This window comes from Oligosphaera ethanolica (assembly GCF_030814695.1).
Lineage (GTDB): Bacteria > Verrucomicrobiota > Lentisphaeria > Oligosphaerales > Oligosphaeraceae > Oligosphaera > Oligosphaera ethanolica.
On sequence record NZ_JAUSVL010000001.1, the window covers coordinates 1,534,455 to 1,559,519 of the forward strand.

The 25,065-nt window shown below is 62.3% G+C and carries 2 protein-coding genes (1 of these 2 cut by a window edge); both read right to left on the reverse strand.

Translation table 11 applies throughout. The features are described from left to right. Positions 1-3,669, reverse strand: coding sequence for a hypothetical protein (locus tag J3R75_RS05270; protein ID WP_307260323.1), 3,669 nt, complete (start codon positions 3,667-3,669; stop codon positions 1-3). Beyond that, positions 3,644-25,065, reverse strand: partial view of a LamG-like jellyroll fold domain-containing protein gene (locus tag J3R75_RS05275; protein ID WP_307260324.1) — the final stretch only. The gene runs 29,545 nt beyond the window's last position; the window shows 21,422 of its 50,967 coding nt (coding positions 29,546-50,967); the start codon falls outside the window, past its right edge; the stop codon is at positions 3,644-3,646. Before J3R75_RS05275 ends, J3R75_RS05270 begins: the two co-directional genes overlap by 26 nt.

The window sequence follows — 25,065 nt, forward strand, 5'->3', positions numbered from 1 at the left end:
TTAGGGCACGAAAGGCAGGTCGATGTCAGCCTCGGCCTTGATCCAGTAGGCCTCGCCGACTTTCAGCGGGTACTTGCCGCCGATCGCAATCGATTCGTAGCCCGGGTTGCCATAGGCATCCACCGTGAAGCGGTAGATATTGCCTGGCAACACCACGCTGACGAAGTCGGCGTAACTGGTGGCGAAATCGGCGATGTCCGCGACCGGCCCGACGATATTCCAGCCCTTCTTGAGGCTCATGCCGCTGACGTCCATATCGCCGTAGATCTTGAAGCTGACGGTCTTCGGCGCATAGAGCCAGTAGCCGCGGCCAGCCACGACGGTAGTCGCCGGCACGTACTGGCCGTCTTCGTAGACCCAGACCGTGCCGCGGTAGAATTTCTCATCGCCGCTGGCGAAGACCTGGTCAATACTGTTGTACAGCGGCGTGACGCTGACGGAGATCATGTTCCAGCCGGCGTTGAGGTCCACCGTGTGCTCGGCATCGGGCGCGCCCAGGCTGACGCTGAACACGGCATACTTTTGGCCGTATTCGTCGATCTGCATGGTCGCTATATCCGCAGCCGTGAAGACCAAGCTGCTACGTTCCATCATATTGACTGACGCGCCAGGCTGCCGTACAAAGGTGCCATTGGTAGTCTGGCGCATCCGGGTCAGGGTCAAGGCGCCGACGCTGACGTTGGGCATGCTCGGTGCATCCCAGCTCAGGGTGCATTGGTCGATGCTGTCGTCGCCCATCTCGATCTTGAGGAACCACGAACCGCCGCGACCGAAGGGCCTGATATCCCGATCCAGCATGATGTTGCTGTCGTGCATGCCGACCGAGTAGAAGCGGCCCATGCTGACCGGCTCGTTGATCGGCGTGTCGGTGCCCGGCACCATCATGCTCGGGATGGCGCTGTCATAGGCGGCGTCGAAGCCGAAGGTGGCGTTGTCGGCCCAGCCGAGGGTGACCAGCTGGGTGACCGGCGTCCCCACGTTCCGCAGATAGCTGCGGTCGACGCGGAAGGCCTGCTGCCATTCGGAAGACGCGACGACGGCCTCGTTACTGCGAACCGGGTCGCTGATGCCGTACTCGTCCATGGCATAGACATCGCAATACCAGGTCTGGCCGGCGCCGGTGAACTCCGCCGGCACAATATGCGGTGCGGCGCTCAGGTTCGCATCGGCGCTGTAGTTCTTGGCATTGTAGACCAGATAACGCTGCGTGTTCCAGGTTTCCAGGGTGGCATTGGTCTTGCCGAAGGGCACGACGAAGCCATCACGGTACCACACGTAGAGGTAGGTCACGCCAGTGGTAGACGTGCTCTGCGAGCCGGCGACCGTGCAGACCAGGTTGTCCGTACCGGCGGCGCTGGCCGGGCTGAGGGTCACCGTGGTTGCCGGCGTCGGCCCGAGCGAGGTGGACCCTTCTTCCATGAACAGGTGCACGTAGTACGGCGTTGCCGCCGTCACACTGCTGCCGTATTCCTTGGTGTTGGCCAGGCTGATCTGCACGAAGTAGATACCCGGGTCCAACAGCTGGTCGAAGCGGGCGTAGCGAGTGCCGCCGATGCCAATCGGGTTGCCGAAGTCATCGTTGCGGTGCAGCTGCACGCCCTGCTGGTTGTAGAGCACCAGCTGGGTATCCACGCCGAAGTCCTGCTCGGCCTGGTGGTAGCGGTTGTACATCTCGCTGTTGGTGTTGGTTTCGAAGAGCACGCGCTTCTTGTTGTTGCTCATGGTCTCGGGCACCAGGAACCACATCCAATCGACATCACCGGCTTCGTGGAAGTAGTGCCGCTGGATGTTACCATCGCTCAAGCTGGACTCCACGGCCTTGGGCAGGATGCGATTGGCCTGAGCCCTGGTGCTGTTGTTTTCGTAGGCCATGGTGGCACCCGCTGTGGCGCCGCCGCCAGCGATGCTCGCCTGGAGCGCCAAGGCGTTACTCATCACGGTCGTACTAGTGGCGCCGTAGATATCCATGCTGAAGACGGCGACCGAGATGCGGTTGTCCGCTGCCATAGCCGTGCCCGCAGCCGGGAAGTACGGCAGGGTCTCGCCAGCGGCGGCCACGCCGTTGACGTACCACTGGTACTGGAAGCTGAAGATATGGCCGTCGTCATCGCGGCTGTCTTCGTAGCCTGGTGCGCTCACATTCGCGATCAGGATGGAATTGACGTCCGCCTGACTGGGCGTGATGTTGACGTTGACCGGGTGCGGCGGCCTGGCGCCAGCAGCGGTGCCGCTGCCAGTCGAGGCGTCGTCATCGTAGGTCCCGCCAACCACGCGGAACAGCATATTGCGGCTGTACTCGGCCGTCGGCGGTATAGCGCGGCTGGTCATGCCGTTTTCGGTGTAGTAGGCCTTGAAGGACCAGACATCGCCCTTGACGGTGACATCCCTGAAGGTGCCGTCGTCGTTTGTCACCCGGCCGGGCATGGTGAAGGACCACGCCGTGCCACCGGACTGCTGATCCGTGCTGTAAAGCGTCAAGTTGCGGTACCACTCGATGTGGATGCTGCCCGCGCGCGCCGTCGACGACGACAGTCTGACGACCAGGTCGTTGCCGGGCACCGGGCTCAGCGGCGTGAAGGAGACGAAGTTGAGTGGCGCCAGCAGCGTACTGGCCGGGCCCGCATTGGACTCCCTGACCACCAGCAGCTTTGTTTCCACCGCGCTGGCCTTACCGCTGTCATTGAGGGCCAAGACCGCCAGGACCATGGCGTTGCCCACCTTGACGCGGTTGCGAACCTGATAGAGGTCCAGTTCCGCACCCGTGGCGACCAGGCGATCGGCGACGCTGTCGCCGGCCGTCGTCACCAGTGACCCTTCGCTGTAACGATAACCCGTCTGCATGGCCGCCATGGCCTGGGCCGTGTCAGCAAACACCAGCCAGTAGTACTGGTAGCTGAAGGCGTTGTCGTCAGGATCGACCGAGCCGGAGGCCGTAACGTTGACAATGTCGAAGAGACTCTTGTCAGCGCTATCGCTCATGGGCCGGTAGCACTCGCGGGCTTCCTTGACCTTAATGACCGCAGTGTTGAGGCTGACGGCCACATCACTAGCGTTGGTGGAAACCACGGCCAGGACCAGGGCGTTGCCCACGGCGACCCGTGCACGCTGCGCGTAGAGGTCGAGCGGCGCCGTGGTGACCACGAGCTGAGTGGCGACGCTGGCGCCGGCGGCGGTCTTCAGCGTACCTGCGCCGTAGGCGTAACCAGCCTGTTGCGCGACCTTGGCGGCTGCCTCGTCGGCGTAGACCAGCCAGTAGTACTTGTAGGCGAAGATGTTCGCTGCGGTACTTTCGAGGCCGTAGCTCGTACCGTCAACCAACTCGAACAGGCTCTGGTCAGCCGTGTTGCTAAGCGGGCGATAACAGGTCATGGCATCGCCGGTGAGATTGCTGATGTCGATATCAACCGGCGCACTAGGCACGCCAGCGGCATCAATCAGCCAGGCAAAGCCGTAGTTGGCATTGACCGCCGTCAGCCACTGATACCAAGTCGCGACGCCTGCCGGGGCCAGTTCGGCGCCGACAGCCATTGGGTTGCTCGGCGGGAAGACGCCGTCCAGGTTGGCCGGCCGCAGGGCGTGTTTCCACGCGGGACGGCTGCGCCAATCAGCGTGCCAGGTAAGGTCTTCGATGCTGGCGCCGCCATCATCGAATTTCAGGTAGAGCGCCATACCCATGGCCTCGGCCCAGCGAGCGCTTGGCCTGGTACCAGTTGTCATCGCTGTCGTCATATTCGACCCAGATGTCATCGACGGCATCAAGCTGGCCATTGCCATTGATGTCGTTGTAATAGACGCCGAGCTCGACGCCCAGCGCACCGGCGGCGGCATTCCAGCCGTTGTAACCGCCAGCCAGCGGCACATCCAGACCTTCGTCATAGACGTTGGTCAGAGCGCCGGCGACGGCAGCATCGCGCCAGACGTCTTCGCCGGCATCCCAGCTGCCGTTGCCGTTGGCGTCGGCGAAGCTGACGACGACGAAGTTGCCGCTGAAGCCCGTGGACGTCTGCCAGCTGTTGTCGCTGACATGGCGATCAACACTGTAGTCATGGGCGTTGCCGACAAGCGGCTGGGCGCTGGCGTCAGTCGTGCGGAAGCGATCCGCAATGCTGGCATTGTAGACCCCGGCGACCGGTTCGACGCCCTGTTTGACCCCAGCGGTGATTTCGTTACCACTGCGGGTGAAGGCATTGAGATAGCCCGTGCTGCTGCCGGAAACGGCGACAGTGTTCGGGCGGACGCCCCAGACGCGCACTTCATCCAGCAACAGGGTGTCGGTAGCAGCACCGAGGTTTTCGCCCAGTTTGACGTAGGCGCGATAGTCCGGGCCGATCCTGCTGGCGTCGGTCGGGCACTGCTCGGCGGTGCTGACATTGCTCAGGCTGAGGTAGTTGTCCGTGTCGCCATCGACATACAGAGTGATTCTACGGGCGCTGGCGTCGTAGGTGGCACTCAGGAAGGTCCAGTTGGTCTTGTACAGATTGCCGCCATTCTGGGCAGCCAGCTCCGTGGCATAGACCGCGTTAACCCGACGTTCCGGCTGGCCAAAGGCCTTCCAGGACGCGAAGGGCCGGATGACGGTCTTGCCAGCCTCGGCCTTGACATTGAAGCCCAAGGCGTAGTTCCAGGCCACGACGCCGCTGGCGGCGTCATCGGTAAATGCGGCGCTCGCCGTGAAGCTGCGACGGACAAGGTACACGTCGTAGCCCATGGCACTGGCGGTCATGGCGAAATCGCGCAGGCGGAAACGCGCCTCAACGGTCCAGCTGCCGAAGCCGAGACGGTTGGCATCGCCGGCATCGGGAACAGTCAGGACGAAGGGCGCCTTGATTTGCGCGGCCAGATTGCCTTCATAGATGAAGTTTATCGTGGCCCGACGCGATATCTTGGAGAGGCTGTCGTAGCCCAGCGTGCCCTGGACGAGCTCCTGGAAGTCGTCGACGCCGTCGTCATCCGTATCGGTAAGGGACAGATCGGTGTTCATGCCCGGCAGGCGTTCCTCGCGATCGCTGAGGCCCTCGCCATCGGTATCGGCGTCCGGCGAGTTATAGACGATCGGGTTGGTGCCGTAGGTGTACTCTTCCATGTTCGTCAGGCCGTCGTTGTCCGGGTCGCCATCGGCGCCATAGGCACCGTCGGCGTTGTTAGGATCAAGGCTCGGCGGCGTGAGGGACATATAGCGCACTTCCCAGCCATCCGGCAGGCCGTCACCGTCGCTGTCGGCGTTGTTCGGGTCGGTCCCGTAGGCGAATTCCTGCCAGTTGGCCAGCTCGTCGAAGTCGCCGTCGAGATCGCCGTCAGCGGGATTCAGCGGGTTGAGGCCGTGCAGCTGTTCCCAGCCGTCGGGCATGTCGTCGCCATCCGTGTCGGCCTGGCTCGGGTCGAGCCAGTACAACGGCGAGTTGACATCGCTGGTCTGGCGGTGGGTCGCACTGAGGGTGTATTCTTCAATGTTGCTCAGGCCGTCGCCGTCGGGATCGTCCGCGGCGCCGTAACCGAGGTGGCCGAAGAACTGCAGTTCCCAGCTGTCGGGCAGGCCGTCGTGATCATTGTCGGCATCGACATCGATGAGGGTCGCATCCGGAATCATGCCGATGGTCGGGACAACGCCGGCGACGGGCGCGGGCGTAAGCTTGCCGGCGCGTTTCCAATCGTTCCACCAATCCTGCGGTGCCATGTAGTCCTCAGCGGTCATGCCGCCGTCGTCGAAGAGGAACTGCGACACGAGCTGGTTGAGGTAGCTGCTGTTGTCCGTGCCGGTGCTGGCCAGGACCGTACGCAGTTCAGCGACGTCGAGAACGCGGCTCCAGACGCAGAGATTTTCCACATCCAGGGTCAGACCGGCAGTCCACGTGGTATCGCCGTCCTTGCGGCCGACGATCAGCTGACCTTCGGCGCCGTTGACGACGGCGGCCGTGCTGAAGACTTTGGAGACCGTGCGAGCACTGTAGGTCTTGCTGTCGCCCAGGTCATTGCGCAAGACCGTCAGGCGGATCGTCGTGGTCGTGGTCGTACCGGCGGTGACCGTATTGATCGTAGCCGCGACCATGTACCAGGTGTCAGGCTTGAAGGCAGTCGGATCATCGCTGACCACCTCTGCCGACACGACGCCGTAGGGTTTCTGGAAGACCTTGAGGCTGAGTTTGCCGTTGATCCAGCTGAAGCGGTAGTTGTCCGCACCGCGGGCCGTGCCGACCGTGCGGCGGAGGAAGCTGGCATTACCAGTGATGGCATTGGTACGTAACCAGAAGGCCACGGTCATGACATTGCCGCTGTGAGCGGGGTTGTTGTCAACCACCATGTTGTTCGTGCCGTCCATGCGGAAGACCTTGGCAATATCCGCAGCGCTGGCCATGCCGTCGCCCGTCGCATTGGGCTGCTGCATGGATTCCACCGGCGAGCTCGTGTAGATGGTACCCGCGCTATAGCCGGTCTCGACGCCGTCACTGAAGCCGTCGTCGTCCGTGTCCGGATCGTCCGGGCGGGTTCCGAGGACCTGCTCGTCGAGGTTCGGGACGTCGTCGCCGTCGAAGTCGCGATCGCCATCGAAGTCCGTGCCGTTGGTCTTCTGGACCAGCGGGTTGGTGCCCACGAGGAACTCGTAGAGTTCGTTCAGGCCGTCTTCATCCACGTCGCCGAGTTCTTCGCCTGCAGCCAGGAGGTCACCGAAGTACTGGTACTCCCACCAATCCGGGATGAGGTTGGCGTTGGTGTCCACCAGCTGAACCGGGCGTTCGCACTCGACGAAGACCGCCCCGCCGGCGAGGACGCCAGCGCGTTCCAGGTTCGGCAGCGCGAAGCCGTCGATGTAGCTGATGGTCTCAACGAAGTTCTCGGCAGTCTGGAGCCCAGGCGTAGCAGCGTCCGCGCCAACGAGGGCGACGTAGCCGTCGTCGAAGGTGGAGTACAACGCGAGGTTACGCACATAGCTGGTCTGGGTCACCCACACCGGCGCTTGCGCCGTGCCGGTATTGACCTGAACAGTGACCGTATTGGCCGCTTGGACATCAAGTACGGCGTCGCGGTAGGCGATGATTTCGGCGGGCGTGCGGACGCGCGTCCAGATGCGCAGTTCGTCCAATTCACCGATGAAGCCGTTGCCCAGCACCAGGTTCTTGCCGGCGCTGACCTGCGAGGACCCAGCGACCGCCTTGGTGACCTGTTTCTCTGCCAGGGCGCCACCGTCCATGGGCATGCCCAGACGCAACGTGAGCGTGCTTGCCGGCGCATCATAGCTGGCAGCGACGTGCACCCACACCGTACCGGTGAGATCGAGAACTTCCGCACTGCGGACAAAGTCGCCGCCGACCCGGAAGATCAGCTTGCTGGCAGCGTCAATTTCCACGCGGTATTCCGGCATACTGAAGCGGCCGGCTTTCTCCAAGATCGTGCCAATAGCGGCGGGCTTCACCCAGAATTCCACGGTGAAGGAACCCGTCATGGCCAGTGCGTCGTTGAGCTCGGATTCAGGACTGTAGGACACGGTGGCCGTCGCGCTCGGGAAGCTCATGGTCTGGCCCAGCGGGAATGCGTCCTTCTTGTCCGGACTGCGGCTGCTGCGCGGGTCGCTTTCGAGGGTATAGACCTCGTAGTAGTCGCCATAGCCGTCGTCGTCGCTGTCAGGATTGCGCGGATCGAGGCCGCGGAGCTGCTCTTCGAAGTTATCCAGGCCGTCCTGGTCAGCATCGGCCATGCAGTCATAGGTCACATCGTCGGTCATCTGAACCAATGGATCAGTACCACAGAGATACTCGTAGAGCTCGCAGAGACCGTCGTCATCCGTGTCGCCGAATTCGGCACCATCGGCAAGCTGGGCACCAAAGTACTGGTATTCCCAGCTGTCCGGGATGAGGTTGTTGTTCAGATCGGCCTCAATGCGGACGCGATCAACCACGATCCAGTCGGCACCACTGCTGAGCACACCGGCGCGCTCCAAGCTCGGGAGCGTGAAGCCGGGCATCAAGCTGATGGTCTCGGCATGGTTCTCAGCCGTGCCGGTACCGAGCACCGCAGCGCCATTGACGCTACGGGCCACGCCCTTGTCGTCAAAGCTGGAGTACAATACCGGCAGCGGCATGCCGTTGGCATTGAAGTCCGTGAGCGGCAGGATTGAGTCGCGCCAGGCGATGATCTCAGCATCAGGACGAGCGACGGGCCAGAGGCGCAGGTCGTCCACGACGCCGGTGAAGCTGCTGACACCACCAAGGACCACGCTGGTGCCGGCGCTGTCAGGCAGCAAGGCCGAGATGGCATAGGTTGAGGTCGTTAGGAACTCCTCAAAGCGCGTTTCCGTAGCGTCAATCACGGCGCAGCGCAGGCTCATGGCCACCGAGTTATTCGCGTCGACGTCATAGACCGCTGCGACATGAACCCAAGTGCCCAGGGTGATCGCTTCAAGGCTCTTGATGCTGGCGGTACCGGCCACGAAGGTCAGCGTGCCATCGGCATTCAAGACCACCTTGTACTGGCTGAGGTTACCCAGAGCACTCTTCTTCTCCAGGATGGTGCCGGCCGCAGCGGCATTCATCCAGAATTCCAGGGTGAAGGAGCCGGTCATGTTGAGAGCGTCGTCGTCCGAGGACACCGGCGTGTAGGTCACGCTGCGGCCAGGAGCCAAGTCGATACCCCAGTTGTCCTTGCGTGCGGGGCTGCGGCTGTCCGCGGGATTGCCGACGAGCACATCGAAGTCCGCGACTTGATCGGCTGCCAGGGCCGGGTCATTGCCCAACTCGGCGCCATCGCTGAGGCCGTCGTCGTCGCTGTCCGGATTGCCGGGATGCAGACCACGGAGCTGCTCCTCGTAGTTCGTCAGGCCATCCTCGTCGAAGTCAGCTTCGCTATCGAAATTGACGTCGTCGGTGTCAACCAGACGCGGGTTGGTAGACGCGAGGTACTCGTAGAGCTCGTTGAGGCCGTCCTCGTCCGTGTCGCCGTACTGGGCGCCGTCAGGCAGGAGATCGCCGAAGTACTTGCGTTCCCAACGGTCGGAGATGAGGTTGTTGTTGGTGTCGGCATCTTCGCCGAAGGGATTGTCGTTCTCAGCAACGGCCTCGGCGACAATACTGGCGCCCACCAGCACGGCGGCGTTGGTCCAGCCATTCAGCCAATCGCCGCCATGGGCAAGCTGGCTGTCAGCAGCGTGCTTGATGAAGCGTCTGTCGCCAGTGAAGGCGGCGATGGCCGCGCGGCCAACGCTGTCCACATCGTCGAAGCGGTAGTAGCCTACCAGACCATCCTCATCGCCGAAGAGCATGGTCTTCATGCTGTCGAAGATGTCGTCACGCGAGCGAACAACATCCCAGATGCGGATGTCGTCAATCAAGCCCTTGAAACCTTCGCCGACCTTGGTACTGACGATGCCAGGGCCATCGGTCACGGGTTGGACCATGGCAAACTTGGTGGCGACATTTTCGCCGTTGATGTAGAGGCTGAGTGTGGCATCGGCCGCATTAAGGCTCATGGCGACATGGGCCCACTTGCCCTCTTCCAAGATGAATGCGGCGGGTGCGGTGAGCATCTCGGCCTGGGCGGTCCCGCCGAGGCTGGTGAAGGTCGCGTAGAGCGAGCCACCCTTGACACCCAGCTTGTAGTTCACCAGATGCTTGTCGGCGCTTACCGTACCCACGCAACGCTCGATGATGGTCCAGTCGTCCGTCGCCGCAATGGCCTCGGGCTGAATCCATGCTTCGAGTGTCCAGGTGTTCAGCTTGAAGCGCTTCTGCAGCGGCAGTTGCACGAAATTGCCAGTCGTGCCGTCGAAGCGCACTGCGCGGTTGACGAACGGATCGTTGACATCCAACGGATCGCTGCCCTGGCCCAACTCGGCATTGTCGGCAACGCCGTCATTGTCGGTGTCCATCAGCAGCGGATGGATGCCGCGGTTGATTTCGGTGATGTTGTTAAGGCCATCGCCGTCGAAGTCCTCCAGGTCGTCCGGCACGCCATTGTTGTCGCTGTCCTTGGCGTTCGGGTTGGTGCCCAGCAAGTACTCCCAAGCGACGCCGATGCCGTCGCTATCGCCGTCCAGCAGCATACCGTAGTCGGCATTGCGCATGAGGAAGCCATTGGTGTCCACACCGTAGGCAGTGTAGGTTCCGACCGTGGATTCCCATTCCGTGAAGGCAGTGTAATGCCAGGCGGCGCGGGGATCGCAGGGATTGTCATGACCGTAGACGATGACCGGCTGGTCATCGACGAGCAATTGCACGTCGAGCGTACCCATGTACATATCGCGTTCCAGCGTCACTTCGGTGGTGCCGATGGTGATCTTGGTCTCCTGCGTCTGGAACAGCGAACGGGTGTAAGCCACCACGATCTTGTTGCGACCGATCTTGAGCGCGGAGGCGATGTCGACGTCTCCACCCGTACTGGCGAAGACCACGCCGTTGACGGTGAGGAATTCGTGATCCCTGGCATGATCCGTCGCGCCAGGCGTAACGGCATGCATATTGAAGCTCAGGATCGCTTCCTCGGGCTTGGTGGCCAACTCGAAATGCTTGTGCAGAATTACGAACATGTGTTCGGGTTCAAGCGCCTCGTTGTCCGGCCAATAGCGGCCGATGCCTTCTTCGCCAACCCAGCCGCGATAGCCCTCGCCAAGCGTGAGATAGCCCACACCCTGCGTGTAGCCGCGGAGGCCCTGGAAGGTCGTGCCGTTGATCACCGCCGCGTCACGCCAATCGTAGTAGCGGCGGTCAACGCGCGGGAAGCTGTCCAGCTTGTGGTAATTGACCCACCATTCGGGTATGCCGTCGCCGTCGACGTCGTCATCGCCGGCGAGAACTTTGGCGTCGGCCCCAGCCACGTCGGCCGTGAGGTTCAGCATGTAGGCATCGTTGCGGAACTGCGCGAAGTCCTCGACCTTCGTGCCGGCGTCGTCAAAGCGGTAGTAGGCCGCCAGCGGATAAGGCTCGACCAGGTAGTTGATTTCCAGGGTCGGGGTCAGCGGCGCCGGGACGATGCGGTCGGCCCAGTAGTCGATTTGATCAGCCGTGCGGGCGATCGTCCACAGGCGGATTTCGTCCACATGCGTATTGACGACCTTGCCGAGCTCGGCGCGGGTAGCGGAGTTGCCGAAGTCGACGATGGCCGTGACCAGGCGCGAGCCAATGATGGCCAGGCGGTCGCGGAAGAGCTGCAGGCTCTTCTCTTCCGGCTTCCATACCAAGGCCAGGTGCGTCCATTCGCCAGTGACCAGCGCCGGGGTGGACAGTTCGCCACCCACGAATGCGAGCACTTCCATGGTGTCGGCCTTGAAGATTTGGCCGATGGGCGCGCCACTGGCGTCAATACCCAGGCGGTAACCGTGGCCCGTCTCACCGACGAAGGTGAAGAGCCAGCCACTGGCGGCGGCAGTGGGCTTCACCCACATTTCCACCGTGAATTCGCCCTTGCCAACGGCAAAGCGGTCCGGATACGGCAGCGAGTAGACCGCGGCGGTGCCGATGCTGGCCAGATCCAGCGACAGCGGCGGCGCCATGACTGAACGGTAGGTATAGGGGCCGACTGGCACTTCCTGCGCCAGAGCGGTGGCGTAGTCCACCGTCACGCGATTGCCATTCTGGTCGACGATGATGCTCATGGGATGGTTCGGCGAGCTGCCGAAGACCACTTCGACCTTGTCCTGCACGCCGTCGTCATCACTATCGGCATTGTTAGGCAGGCTGCCCCAGCCTTGTTCTTCGGCGTTGGTGAGGCCGTCGTCGTCCATATCCTCGTCGGCATCGCTGACGCCATTGCCGTCGGTGTCCTGATTGGTCGGATCGGTGCCGGCCAAGTATTCGTAGTAGTTGCTCAGGCCGTCGCCGTCGAGATCGCCATCGGCGTCACCACTGTAGTTCGGGTCGAGGCCGTAGAGCGTTTCCCACCAGTCGGGCATGCCGTCGTTGTCGCTGTCGACTTCCTCAGGCGTGACCGGGCTGGAGCCATCGGCCATCTTCGCATCGGAAACCAGCGTGGCGGCATTGAGCCAGCCGGTCTTCCAATCGTCCAGTGGCGAGGCGAAGTCCTGGGCGGTATCACCGCCGTCGTCGAAGAGATAGTAGGCCACCAGGCCCTGACTCAATACCGGCGTGGCCGGTAGCGTGGTCGGGGTGGACGCCAGGAAGTCGGAGAAGTCCGCCTTGGCGACATTCCAGATGCGCACGGCATCCATCTGCCCGTCAACGCCTTCGCCAACCCGCAGGTCAGCAAGGCCCACAGCGACGCCACTAGGCGTCACACCGGCAAATATCTTGCTGCCAGCGGCCTTGTTGTTAACCATGATCTTCAGGGTGTTGGTCGCGGCATCGAAGATCGCGCCAACATGCGTCCAGCTGCCAGTAGGCAAGGCAGTATTGGCCACACACTCGTGGAGAGCGGGCGTCGTTGCGCCAAAGACCTCGCTGGTGAAGCGCGCGACGGGCTTGCCGGCAGCATTCACGGCCAGTTCGTAGTTGATGGTCTCGAAGTCGCCATCAAGATCGCCGTCGATCCGGCGGCTGATGAGGGTCATGGCCCTGCCGATACTTTCCAGTTTAACCCAGGCATCGACGCTCCAGCTCTCGTCCATGGCCAGACGCGGCTGGTTCGGCAGCGCCAAGTAGCCGGCGTTGGGCGCCAAGACGCGTGAGGTGAAAGGCTTGAGCGAATTGCTGGCGTTAGTCTCCTGCTCGTCAGCATCTTTCACGTCGTCGTCGTCTTGGTCGGTCTGGGAATTTGTCAACGGGTGGTAGCCCAGGCGCTGCAGTTCGGCGTAGGTCCGGTCCAGATTTACCAACTGCTGATCCGGGGTCGTGCCGTCAGACAGGGCATTCCATGGCGAGGTGCCGGCGAGATACTCGTAGTAGTTGCTCAGCGTATCGCCATCGGCGTCGACCGTGCCATCCTGATTACCAGGATCGTGGCCGGCAGCGACTTCGTACCAGTCGGGCATGCCATCGCTATCGCTGTCGCCAGCGAAGGCCGCCAGATCGGCGTCCGCGGTAGCAGCCGCACCAACGCCGTTGATCATCGCCACGGCGTAACGACCGACCTGCGGCGCGCCGCCATTGAGGCCGGCCGCTGCCGCGCCCAGTTCGCTCTTGCTGAGATCGAAGAGCCAAGCGCCAGCCTTGTCCGTGCCATTGCCGCGGAAGCAAGCGATCATCGCCCGGGACGCCAGCACTTCCAGCGCCGTATTGACATTGACACGACCGCCGGTGACAGAGGTGCCGCTGAGCGCACCAACCGTATCAACACCGGCCATGATCGCTTCCTTAAGATCCATCGCCGTCGCCGTCGGATACTGCGACTTCAGCAGCGCGGCAATACCAGCCACATGCGGCGTCGCCATGGACGTGCCATTGATGAAATCGTAGTCACCCGGGACGGTGCTGAGGATGCTCACGCCCGGCGCCGCGACATCGACCGTGGTCGCGCCGTAGTTGGAGAAATCCGCCAGCTGGTCATTCTGGTCCGTCGCCGCGACCGAAATGATATTGGGCAGGTCGTAGCTGGCCGGATAGGAGCTCCACTGACCGTCGTTATCATTGCTTTCATTGCCGGCCGCGCAAAGCAGCAGGTGACCGGCGGACAGAGCCCGGCGGATGGCGTCATACAGCGCGTCGGAGTAGCCATAGTCGCCCCAGCTGTGACTGCTGATGGCCGCGCCATTGGCAATTGCGTACTCAATGGCGTTGATCGCGTCCATGCTGGCATTGTAGGAACTGCCACTGGCGTCGAAAATCTTCAGGCCCATCACGCGGACCTGCCAGTTGACGCCGGCGACGCCGACGCCGTTGTTGCCCACGCCGCCAATGGTGCCGGAGCAGTGCGTGCCGTGGCTGTGGTCATCCATGGGATCGCCATGGCCGCCGACAAAGCTGTAGCCGTGGACGTCGTCCACGTAGCCGTTGCCATCGTCGTCAATGCCGTTGCCAGGTATTTCGCCGGCGTTGGTCCAGACGTTGTCCACCAGGTCGGGATGCGTGTAGTCGATGCCAGTATCGATGACCGCGACGACGACGTTGCGTGAGCCGGTGCCCTTGTCCCAGGCGGCCGGGGCGTCGATGGCTTCCATGCCCCAGAGATTGCCGTACATCGGGTCGTTAGGCATGGCCAGCAGTTCGATCTTGTAGTTGGGCTCGCAGTATTCCACGAGGCCACTGGCGCGGAAGGCCTGGATGGCCGCCGCCAGGTCAGTGCCCGCTGGCAACTGCAACAGGCGGGCGCCCGTGAGCCTGGACTCGCGAATGGTCGCCGCGGCAGCCTGACGCTGAACAGCGACGGTCTGGCTTTCCATGGCGAAGGGCTTGAACTTGACAATCAGCTGATCAGCCACGTGCTCTTCAGCCAGCAATTCGGCCGTGGTCATGGTGCCACTGCGGAACATGCCGTAATCCGCACCGTATGGCGCCGCGACGCCCATGGTGGAACTGGTCGCCAGATTGTGCAGCCGCCACACCTGGCTGGCCGGGAGGGCCGAGCCGTAGATGGCGATCTGGTCCATGAGGCCGTCATAGCCGGCACCAACACTCAGCAGCGCGCCCGTCAGGACGCCGCCAATGACGCCGTCACCCGTGGCTGGGCATTCGTGGCGTTCGTCTAGTTCCGTGCTCTCAGCCACCGGCATGCCGTTGACATAGAGGGTGAGGACCTTGGTCTCAGCGTCATAGCTGGCCGCCACGTGCGCCCAGCTGTCCGCCGCAAGAACCAGACCGGCGGCGCCGCCAACTTTGACCTGCGTGCCATCAATGGCCGTAAAGGCCGCGTAGGGCTTGAGGCCAGCATCGAGTCCCAACTCGTAGTTCACGCCGGTGGCAGCGACCTGGCGCTTGATGAGCGTGGACGCCGTGGTGCTGCTGGTGTTGACCATAGCCATGACGGTCCAGCTCGCCAGTGCATGGCGCGCCTGAGCAGGCACGACCAGGCCGGCGGCATCGCCCGTGAAGACCAAGTGCTTGTGCGTCTTGGGTGCGACGTTGCTCAGCGGGTTGAGCGGATCAGCCGCGTAGCTGTCCTCATCTGGCCGCCGGAACATGCCGGCGATGCCGGTGACCTCTTCGAAGTCGCTATAGCCGTCGCCGTCGCTGTCAGCCAGGCGCGGGTCGAGGCCATAGGCCTGTTTTTCGCCGTTGGTCAGGCCATCGCCGGCCGAAGCCGTGGCGAAGAAGTCCGCCGTGCCGTTGGTGCTGTCATTCGGGTCGGTACCGGCCAGGTACTCGTAGAGGTTGGTCAGGCCGTCGCCGTCTTGGTCGCCGCCAGCAGCGCTGACGCGATAGACGGTCTCGAACCAATCGGGCATGCCATTGCCATTGCTGTCGTCGACGCCGTAGAAGGCCAGGGCGCTGTCGGCACCATACCAATCGCCCGTCGGGTTGTAGCTGGCCACATCAACGGCGTAGGTATCGGCATTGCGCCAACCCGGGTGCGCGAAGTCTTCAATGCTCGTGCCGCCATCGTCAAAGCGGTAGCAGCGGAAGAGTCCGGCAGTGCCTTCGGCCACCAGTTCCAGACGCGTGGCGTCAATGTCCTGCATGCTGCGGGCGGTAGTCCACACGCGGACTTCGTCCAGGCAGACAGCGCCAGCCCAGCCGGTAACCACGTTGCTCGGGACCGCCATGGCGAAGCTGTTGTTGCCGTCAACCGGCAGGTAGTCGAGGTCGCTGGCGCTGAATTCCTGCTCAAGGACAGAATTGCCATTGATGACCAGCGAAAGCGTCCGGATGTTGGGATCCCACGTCGCCGCCAGGTGCGTCCAGACGTTGGCCGTGATTGCCGTGGAGCTCACGAGCTCGACCACGGTATCGCGGACGGTCTGGTAACGCACGTAGGGCCTGCCGGCCGACAGGCCGAGAGCGAAGCCGACGCGAGTACCGACCATGCGCTGCAACAGCACACCGTCAGCGCTCGCCGGGGTGGCGGCGCGAACGGTCGCTTCGACCGTCCAGGACGGCATGCGCACCGCGCGCTCAGCGGCTGCCAACGGGATATCCAGGCCGCCGTCCTTGCCATCGCCGATGTTGGCGAGGTCGAGGTAACGGTTGCTGAAATTGTTGGCGCCGTCGAGCTTGTTCATGGAATGCAGCGGGCTGGTGAGGTCCGTGACCTCCTGGCCATCGTCGATACCGTCGTCATCCGAATCCGCCAGGCGCGGATGGGTACCGTACTGCTGCTCGGCGAAGTTGGTCAAGCCGTCCAGATCAGCGTCCCAGTCGGCGTCAAGCGTGGTGTCGGGCTTAAGCGCACCGGTGATATCTACCACGTCAGCGCTGTACTGATCAATGGGGCTGGTTTCCGCCAAGTACTCGTAGGTGTCGATTAGGCCGTCGCCATCGCTATCGATGCTGCCATCGGTCGTGGTCAAGTCACCGAAGTACTTGATCTCCCACCAATCCGGCAGGCCATCGCCATCGCTGTCCACGTCTTCAGCACTGATCGGGCTGCTGTCGCCCAGGTCAATGAAGGATGCGTTCTGCAGCCGCGCGGCATTACGCCAGCTGTTGTTCCAGTCGCCGAAGCTGGCGCTGTGGCTGTCCTGAGCCGTCACTCCGCCATCGTCAAAGCGGTAGTAGGCCACCAGGCCGTCCTCATTGCCGGCGATGTTGGTGGTCATCGTCGCAGTGATCTCATCAGCCGTGCGGACACTGTTCCAGAAGCGCAGTTCGTCAATGACACCAGCGTAATCGCGGCCAGCCACGAGCGTACAGAGGCCTGGGCCCGTCATGATCGGGGCCAGGCTGCTGCTCAGCTTGCGCGCTTCCACACCATCCAACCACAGGGTCAGCGTGCGACTCGTGTTGTCAAAGCTAAACGCAACGTGCGTCCAGGTCTTACCGTCGCGTTTGATACTGGTGATGGATGTCGCGGTCACTTCCGTGCCCGTGGCATCGGTGTAGTAGCCCGTGATGGTGTTGTCGGCCGTATTCAGACGCAAGCCGTAGTTGACCAGCGGCTTGATGCTGCCATCGGTGGCCTTGAAGATACCGACGCGCTGTTCCAACAGCGTCGCGGTGGCAGCGGTCTGCGTACGATCAGGCCGCACCCACAGTTCGACCAACCAGTTGACCATGGCAAAGCGGTTCTGGCAGGGCAGCAGCAGGTAACCACCCGCGGCGTCCGCGAAGGCAACGCCACGCTGTTCGGCCGGGCTGTTGCCGTCCGTCGGGCTGTAGCCCTTGCCGACTTCAACACTGTCGCTCAGGCCGTCGTCGTCGGTGTCAACCAGCCGCGGATCGGTACCGTACTTGTCCTCATCGGTGTTGGTGAGGCCGTCGCCGTCGAGGTCCTCATCGCCATCGGTGATACCGTTGTTGTTGCTGTCCTCGTCATAGGGATTGGTGTTGATGAGGTACTCGACCAGGTTGGTCAGGCCGTCGTCGTCAGGATCATTGTCAATACCGTAATCCTGATGACCCACGAACTTGCCGCTGTTGTCCGTATCAAACCCGCCGCGCAGGAAGCGCGCTTCCGTCGCGGTACGACCATGCCAGACACTGCGTGGATCGAACTTGAAGCGGTCGCCGCGGACGATGACTTCCTGGCCATCAACACTCAAAGCCATGTCGGCCTTCATGGTGGCGCGCGGGAAGGTATAGGAAATCGTTGGCCATGGTTCGCGCGTCAGCACCGGGGTCTGGCCGCCGGAGTTGTAGGTCCAGTAGCCAGGCGGAACCACATTACGCACAATCCACGTGTTGCCGCCGGCGTCGGCCAGGTAGATGTATATCTGGTTGCGGCCCTGTTGCATGTACTGGGCGATGTCAATGGTGCCAGCACCGGCCAGGGGCACATTCTGACCATTGACGGTCATCTGCTGCACCGAGCCATTAAACAGGTTCAAGGTGAAGGGCGCTTCCTCGGGCTGGCGATCCAACACGATGTACTTCCACAATTCCACAAACATACCGGACGGATAGGTCACGCTGGACTTGGTCGTCACGGCCTCGAAATTCTCGGCCCAAGCCGTAATGCCACCCAGCGAACCATAGATGGTGAAGTCGCGGACGATGTGACCAGCCTCGGCTACAACTGTTGGACCGTTGTTGGGCGCGGTCACGGCGCCAGCACCATTGATGATGCCGGCGTTGACGTCCCAGCCGGAGGTATTGCGGCCATTGATGCCAGCAGTATTGTGGGCGACGATCTGCATCCAGTCGCCGGCCAGCTCATCGTCCCTGGTAAACAGCATCTTCCGCCACATATCCAGGCCATGGAGAGCCACCCACCACTCGGGCAGGCCATCGCCATCCTCGTCGTCAACGCCGTCCACCGGCGCATATTCATCGGCAGCAAAGGCGTTCTTAATGTCGAGGTAGTAGTCGCGGTTGCCCACATAGCCGTAGTCCTCGGCGAATTGGCCGCCGTCATCGAAGCGATAGTAGGCCAAGAGCAAGTCGGTGTACTCGTAGATGTCCGTGAGGCCGAAGGACGGCGTCTGTAGGGCATCGGTCACGCCGACGAGCTGGTTGTTCAGTTCCTGGTAGTTGAAGAGCAGATCAATGGTGGCGTGAGTCGGGATGATCTCGTTGAGCCAGCGTTCGATCTCCAGCGCACTGCGCGCTTCGGCCCAGACGCGGACTTCGTCCAGCTGGCCATTGAGCAAGTCCTTGCCCAAGAAGGCTTCGCCGGCGCCGACGTTAGGCTCGGCCAGGGTCAGCTGCGCGATCAGCGACACGCCATTGATGTGCAGGCGCATGCTGTGATCGGCAGGCGACCACACCAAGGCCAAATGCGTCCATTCACCCACTGTGAGCTGCGGAATCTGGGCGCCGGTGCTGTGCTTGCCACCAACGGTTACGACCGGCTTGGGAGCGCCATTACTGTCCATGTTGAAGATCATACCGACGGGATAGCCGTCCTCGACGCTCAGGCGGATGCTATCGCCATTGAAGCTGTCAAAGCGGAAGAGATCGCCAGTCATGTCGGCACCGCCGCGATACCACAACTCCACCGTCCAAGGAGTGCCGGCAAAGATGAAACGATTGGCCATCGGCAGCTGCACGCCAGCGCCGGGAACGGCCAGAGCGCCCATATCCAGGCTGGAACGGGCGAAGCCGACGCGGCTGCTCGGATGGACCGGGCTGGTACCCGCATTGACTTCCTCGCGGTCATTCTTGCCATCGTCGTCCGTATCCTGCAGACGCGGATCGGCACCATGGCGCTGTTCCTCGGCGTTGGTAAGGCCGTCGCCATCGTAGTCTTCGGCACCATCAATCACGCCATTGCCATCCGTATCCCGTGCATTCGGATTGGTCCGGCAGTAGAACTCATAGAGGTTGCTGAGGCCGTCATCGTCATAGTCGCTGCCGGGAAGCAGCGCATAACGCTGGCTGATGTCACCGCCATGGAGGGCTTCCCACCAATCGGCCAGACCATCGCCATCGCCGTCGTCCATGCCGCGGACGATCTTGGCGTCGGCAGTGCTCATCCAGGTAGCGCAGTTGTCGGCGTCAACAGCAGCGACGCTGTAATCAGCCGCCTTGAGCTCGTACTCGTCGGCCTCGGCATCGTCCGGATAGGGATGGCAGAAGTCTTCGATGTTCATGCCGCCGTCGTCATAGCGGTAGTAGGCCAGCAAAGCGTATTCGTTGGCGGCGTTGACCAGACGGTCACGGTGCAACAGGGTCTGGTCAATACTGCGGGCGCCGTACCATACGCGGGTCTCGTCCAACAGACCGCTATTCATGGTGCGTGCGGCCGTGCCGTCGCCACCCATGTAGACCTCGATGTCAGCATCAGCCGCGTAGGCCGGGATGCGGTTGCTGGACAGGCTGAATTCCATCACGCCATTGATATAGAGGCTGAGGACTTTGTCCGTGGGATTCCACGCTGCCGTCGCATGCACCCAAGTGCCGCTCACGATGGCGGTCGTCGCCACGGCTGCGCCGCCAACCTTGACCTGCGTGCCATCCACGGCATTGAAGGCACCATAGAGATAGGCATCGCCATTGCTGACCTCGTAACCCAATTCGAGCATGGACTTGCCGGCATTGCGGATGGCCATCACAACCGTCTCACCATCGGCACCGACCGCGGCAAGCCGCAGCCAAGTTTCGATCGTCGCGCCATTGCGCAGGTTGGCAAAGGCGTCGCGCTCCGGCAGGCGGATGCCCGTCCAAGCCGCGCCCATGGCCGCAGCAGGAACGCTAAGGTCGAGGCTGCGAGCAGGCGTCAGCTGCAGGTGGTTGCCGTCCTGTTCAGTGTCAATGATGGCGCTGGAGTAATGCGACATGCTGAACAGCGGGTGGCTGATCAGTTCCGGTTTGCCACCCAGGCCAAAGACTTCGTCGCCGTCGTTGACGCCGTCGTCGTCCGTGTCGGAAAGCAGCGGATGCGTGCCCCACAGCTGCTCGTCGGCGTTGCTGAGGGCATCGCCATCCATATCGATTTCAGCATCAGTGACCAGACCAGCCGGATCCAGCGATATCCGGTTGAAGGGATCCGCACCAGCTAGGTACTCGTAGTAGTCATTGAGACCGTCTTCGTCGCTGTCGTACTGCTCTTCACCCGCGTACAGCAGGCGGCCGAAGTACTGGTATTCCCACCAGTCGGCGATGCCGTTGGCGTTGCCGTCAGGCTCGTCGTACACCGGGCTGTCGAGGTCATCAGCAACCACGGCACCAGCGACCAGGCGCGCGGCATTCTCCCAGTCGCTCAGCCAGTCACTGGCAGCAGCCTGGGCGCCGTCAGCCACGGCGTCGCGGTACAGGCCAGTCCGGCCCACAGCGACGTCGTCGAAGCGGTAGTAGGCCACCAGGCCATACTCGTTGCCGCTGAGGACCCCGTCCATGGCGGCATTGAGCTGGTATTCGCCGCGGACGTAGTTCCAAACGCGGACGTCATCGACACTACCCACGAAGCCCGCGCCGACCTTGGTGCTCAGCAAGCCAGCGGCAGTCGTCAGCGGCTGCAACTGGGCAACCGTCACGTTGGCCACACGCTGGCCATTGATGTACAACGCCAGGGCCGCGTCACTGCCATAGCTCATGGCCACATGCGACCAGACACCCGCCGCTAGGGCGTAACGCGCCGGAGCGGTAAGGACCGCACCAGTCGCGCCGTCGACGTCGAACTCAGCCTGCAGCAGGCCGTTGACCAGCGTCATGGCGAGGTTGACCTTGCCGGCACCCATGGTCGAGACTGTCCGCTCAATGAGCGTGCCATTGGCCGCGGCGGCCGTCGGCTTCACCCACATCTCCACCGTCCAGGACGTCAGAGCAAGGCGCGACTGCGCCGGCAGGAGCAGATAACCCGCGCCGTTGAGTTCAAGCACGCGACTCTTCAGCGGACTGTTGCCATCCAACGGGTCTGTGCCCTGGCTGAGCTCGACGTTGTCGGCAATGCCGTCATTGTCGGTATCCACGAAGCGCGGATCCGTACGGTACGTGTTGATCTCAGACTGATTGTCGAGACCATCGCCATCGGAGTCCAGCGCGCCATCCAACACGCCCTGATTGACGCTGTACTGGCGCAACGGGTTGGTGCCAAAGCGGTACTCCCACAGGTTATTCAGACCGTCGTTGTCGTTGTCAGAAGAAGCCCAGAGGTTGGCCTGGCCATTGCTGACAATGCTCCACACCTCGACAAACCATTCGGGCAGGTCATCGCCATCCACGTCGTCGCTGCCCTTGAGGGCCTTGGCGTTCACGGCCGTGACGGCGCCAGCGGCTGGCGTCAGCCAGTACTTCTCGTCGCCCAGCTGCGCGTAGTCTTCGATCATGCTGCCGCCATCATCGAAGCGGTAGTAGGCCTGCAGAGTCGCCGCGGCCGGCACCGGCACCAGCGTGTCGGCGAAGGCCTCGATCTGCGCGGCGCTGCGGGCCACCGTCCAGAAGCGGACTTCGTCCACCATAGCGCCAGCAAGAGCGGCCGTACCGCCCAGGTTCGCAATCGTCACAACCGAACCCAGATCGAAGGTCGATGTGACAACGTCACCCATGACCGACAGAGCATCGCGATACAGACGGAAGCTGCCATTGGTGGGATCCCAAACCACCGCCAGCTGTGTCCAAGTGCTCTGCACTAAGGCCGGCGCGACTTGCGCGCCGCCGACAGTGGCAATCACGTCAGTGCCGTTGGTCCGATACAACTCGGCGATGGGCGCGCTGTTTTCCAGACCGAGACGGAAGCCATAGCCCGTCGCGCCCCGGAGCTCGAACAGCCACTGCGTGCCAGCGGCAACACCATCTGCCTTCACCAGCATTTCCAACGTGAACGCGCCGGTGCCAACCGCAAAACGCTGAGCCAGCGGCAACGCATAGGCGCCCTTGCTCAGATCAAGCGCCTTGGCCGACGCCTGGGCATAGCGGTAGGACTGCGCAGCGATGTTGGCGCTGTAAGCACCCGTCACTAGGTTGCCGGCAGCATCAACCACCACGGCCTGCGGATGCGTCGGCGAGCTGCCAAAGGCGACTTCCACGCCATCCACAACGCCATCGTCGTCCGTATCGGCAAGCGTCGGGTCCGTGCCCCACTTCTGCTCGTCAATACTACTGAGGCCGTCACTGTCGGCATCGTAGGTCATGTCCGGTATCGGCTGACCCACGCCATCCGTGTAGGTGTAGTTTCTGGTCGGATCGGTACCTGCCAGGTATTCGTAGTAGTCGTTGAGACCATCACCGTCAAAGTCGGTATAGCCATTGACCGAACCCGGACCGGCGGTATAGAGGTCGCCGAAGTAGTCGTATTCCCACCAGTCGGCCATGAGGTCGCCGTCACTGTCGCCGTCCAAGTAGTCCTTGAAGTCGGCTACCGCGAAGACTGCGCCGCCTTCGAGCGTCGCCGCAGCGGCCACAAAGACCTTCACGGCCAACGTGTCGATCTTGGAGCCAGCGAAGGACCGCGTCGCATCTTCGGCAGTCACGCCGTCGTCGTCAAAGCGGTAGTACGCCGCCAGGCTGGCCCAGGCGTTTTCGGTCGCCGCCGTGCGGAACATGTCACGCGCCACCGCCACCTGCGCCGCCGTACGGGCGCTGTTCCAGATGCGGACTTCGTCCAACAGCATGCTCAAGCCACCGGCCGCATTTTGGCCGAACACTAGGTCGCCCTTGTTGCTGGCCGTGTACTTGGCGCCATCAACAGTGATTGTCTGGCTGTACTCAACGCCATCAACGCTGACCAACGCAGTCACATCCGTACGCGTCGTGCCGTTGGCACTGATGACCACGGCCACGTGCACCCACTGGCCAGTCACGACCAGGTTTACCGGCAGACCGGCAAAGCTGGCCGTAGCCAGTGTAGCCGCGCTGCCAGCCTTGCGATAGCGGACCGTCAGATCGCCGTTGACCAAACCAACCCAGAAGTCGCCCGTCTGGCCGGCCACACTGGCCGTCTTCTGCACAAAGGCACCGCTATTGGCAGAACCAGCATTGAGCTGGTACCAGAATTCGACCGTCAGGGCTTGCGACGGATTGACCTGCGTTTCAAACTCCGCCACCTGCGCATAAGCGCCGGCGACAGTCAGGTCCAGAACGCGATTGACCAGCGGCGAATAGGGATCGTGGGCATCCGTGCCCGCAAGCACTTCGTCGCCATCGGTCTCGCCATCGTCGTCGGAGTCGTCATTGGCCGGATGCAGGTTCATCGCCCACTCTTCGCCGTTGGTCAGGCCATCGGCATCACTGTCATCCAGGGAATCGAGGTCACCGAAGACCAGATTGCTGATGGGATTCCACGGATCGCTACCAGCCAAGAACTCGTAGAGCTCACTGAGGTCGTCGGAATCACTGTCGCCTTGAGCACCGGCAACGCCAAGCAGCTGGCCGAAGTACAGATACTCCCACCAGTCGGCAATCAGGTTACTGTCCGTATCCACAAAGTCTAGCTCACGATCGCATTCCACAAATACCACACTGTTGTTCGAGAACGCGCCAGCGCAGTCCAGGTTAGGCAGCTCATAGCCCGCCACATAACTGACATTCTCAACAAAGTTCTGAGCACTCACGCCGCCATCCTCAAAGTTGGCGTAGAGAGCCAGACTCGGGAACATCGTCGCGTCGAGCACCGCGTCGCGGAACGTCGCGATCTGCTGAGCCGTACGCACGCCCGACCAAATGCAGAGGTTATCGATCTCAAGGTCGGCCGCCATGGCAGCATCGCCAATGACCACGGCCGTACCGGCACTGGCCGGGACATCACCAAAGGCGCGAGACTTGGTGCTGACTTTCTCAACCAGTTGCGCGCCTTCACGCTGCGCCAGACGCAGGGTGAGGATCGGCGACGCACCAGCCGTATAGGTCGCGGCGATATGCGCCCAACCACCAACGGCGGCGACCTCCGCGCTCTTCAGCGTCTGCCCACCAACCGTGAAGCTCACATAGCCCGTGGCATCGATATCAATCTGGTAATGCGGCGCCACACCGGCCGTCGAGGCCTTCTTCAGCAGCAGGCCAGCTCCACCTTGATTCTTGAACCAGAACTCGACCGTGAAGCTGCCATTGATCGCCGCGCGATCCGTCGCCGCCGACATGGGCCGGAAGACCACCGTCTGGCCAGCAGATATCAGCAGGCTTGCGCCGCTGTCATAGTTGATGAAGCCCGGATGCATGCTATTCCACGGATCCGTACCAGCAGCCAGCTCGTCGCCGTCATTATGGCCATCGTCATCGCTGTCGAGCTTGCCGGGATTCAGACCCAGAAGCTGCTCATAGCCATTGGTCAGACCGTCGTTATCGGAATCAACCAGACTGTCATTTTCACCGACTGCGGCCGGATCGGTCTTGGGCAGCAACGGGTTGGTACCTGCGAGATACTCGTAGAGGTTGTTCAAGCCATCACTGTCAGGATCGGCCGTTTCATCACCGGCAGCCAGGAGCTGACCGAAGTACAGCATCTCCCACCAGTCGGCGATGAGATTGGCATTGCTGTCCACAAAGTCGGCCTTGCGCGCCGCGATATTGTCAAAGGCCGCGCCGCCGCTGAAGACACCAGCCAGGGCCAGATCCGGCACCTGACGACCAACCATGTGCTCAATGCGGGCAACATGATTTTCAGCCGTGCCCGTGCCGGCAACAACCGCCAGCGAGGGCGCAGGCAGAACCTGCTGCACGCCGCCATCGTCAAAGCTGGAGTACAGCGCCAGGCCGGCCGCGTCATACGCAAAGACGGCGT

What these genes read in the sequence shown, in the direction of transcription:
- J3R75_RS05270 (WP_307260323.1), bottom strand. Translation starts at nt 3,669, where the DNA reads ATGGCGCTCTACCTGAAATTCGATGATGGCGGCGCCAGCATCGAAGAC.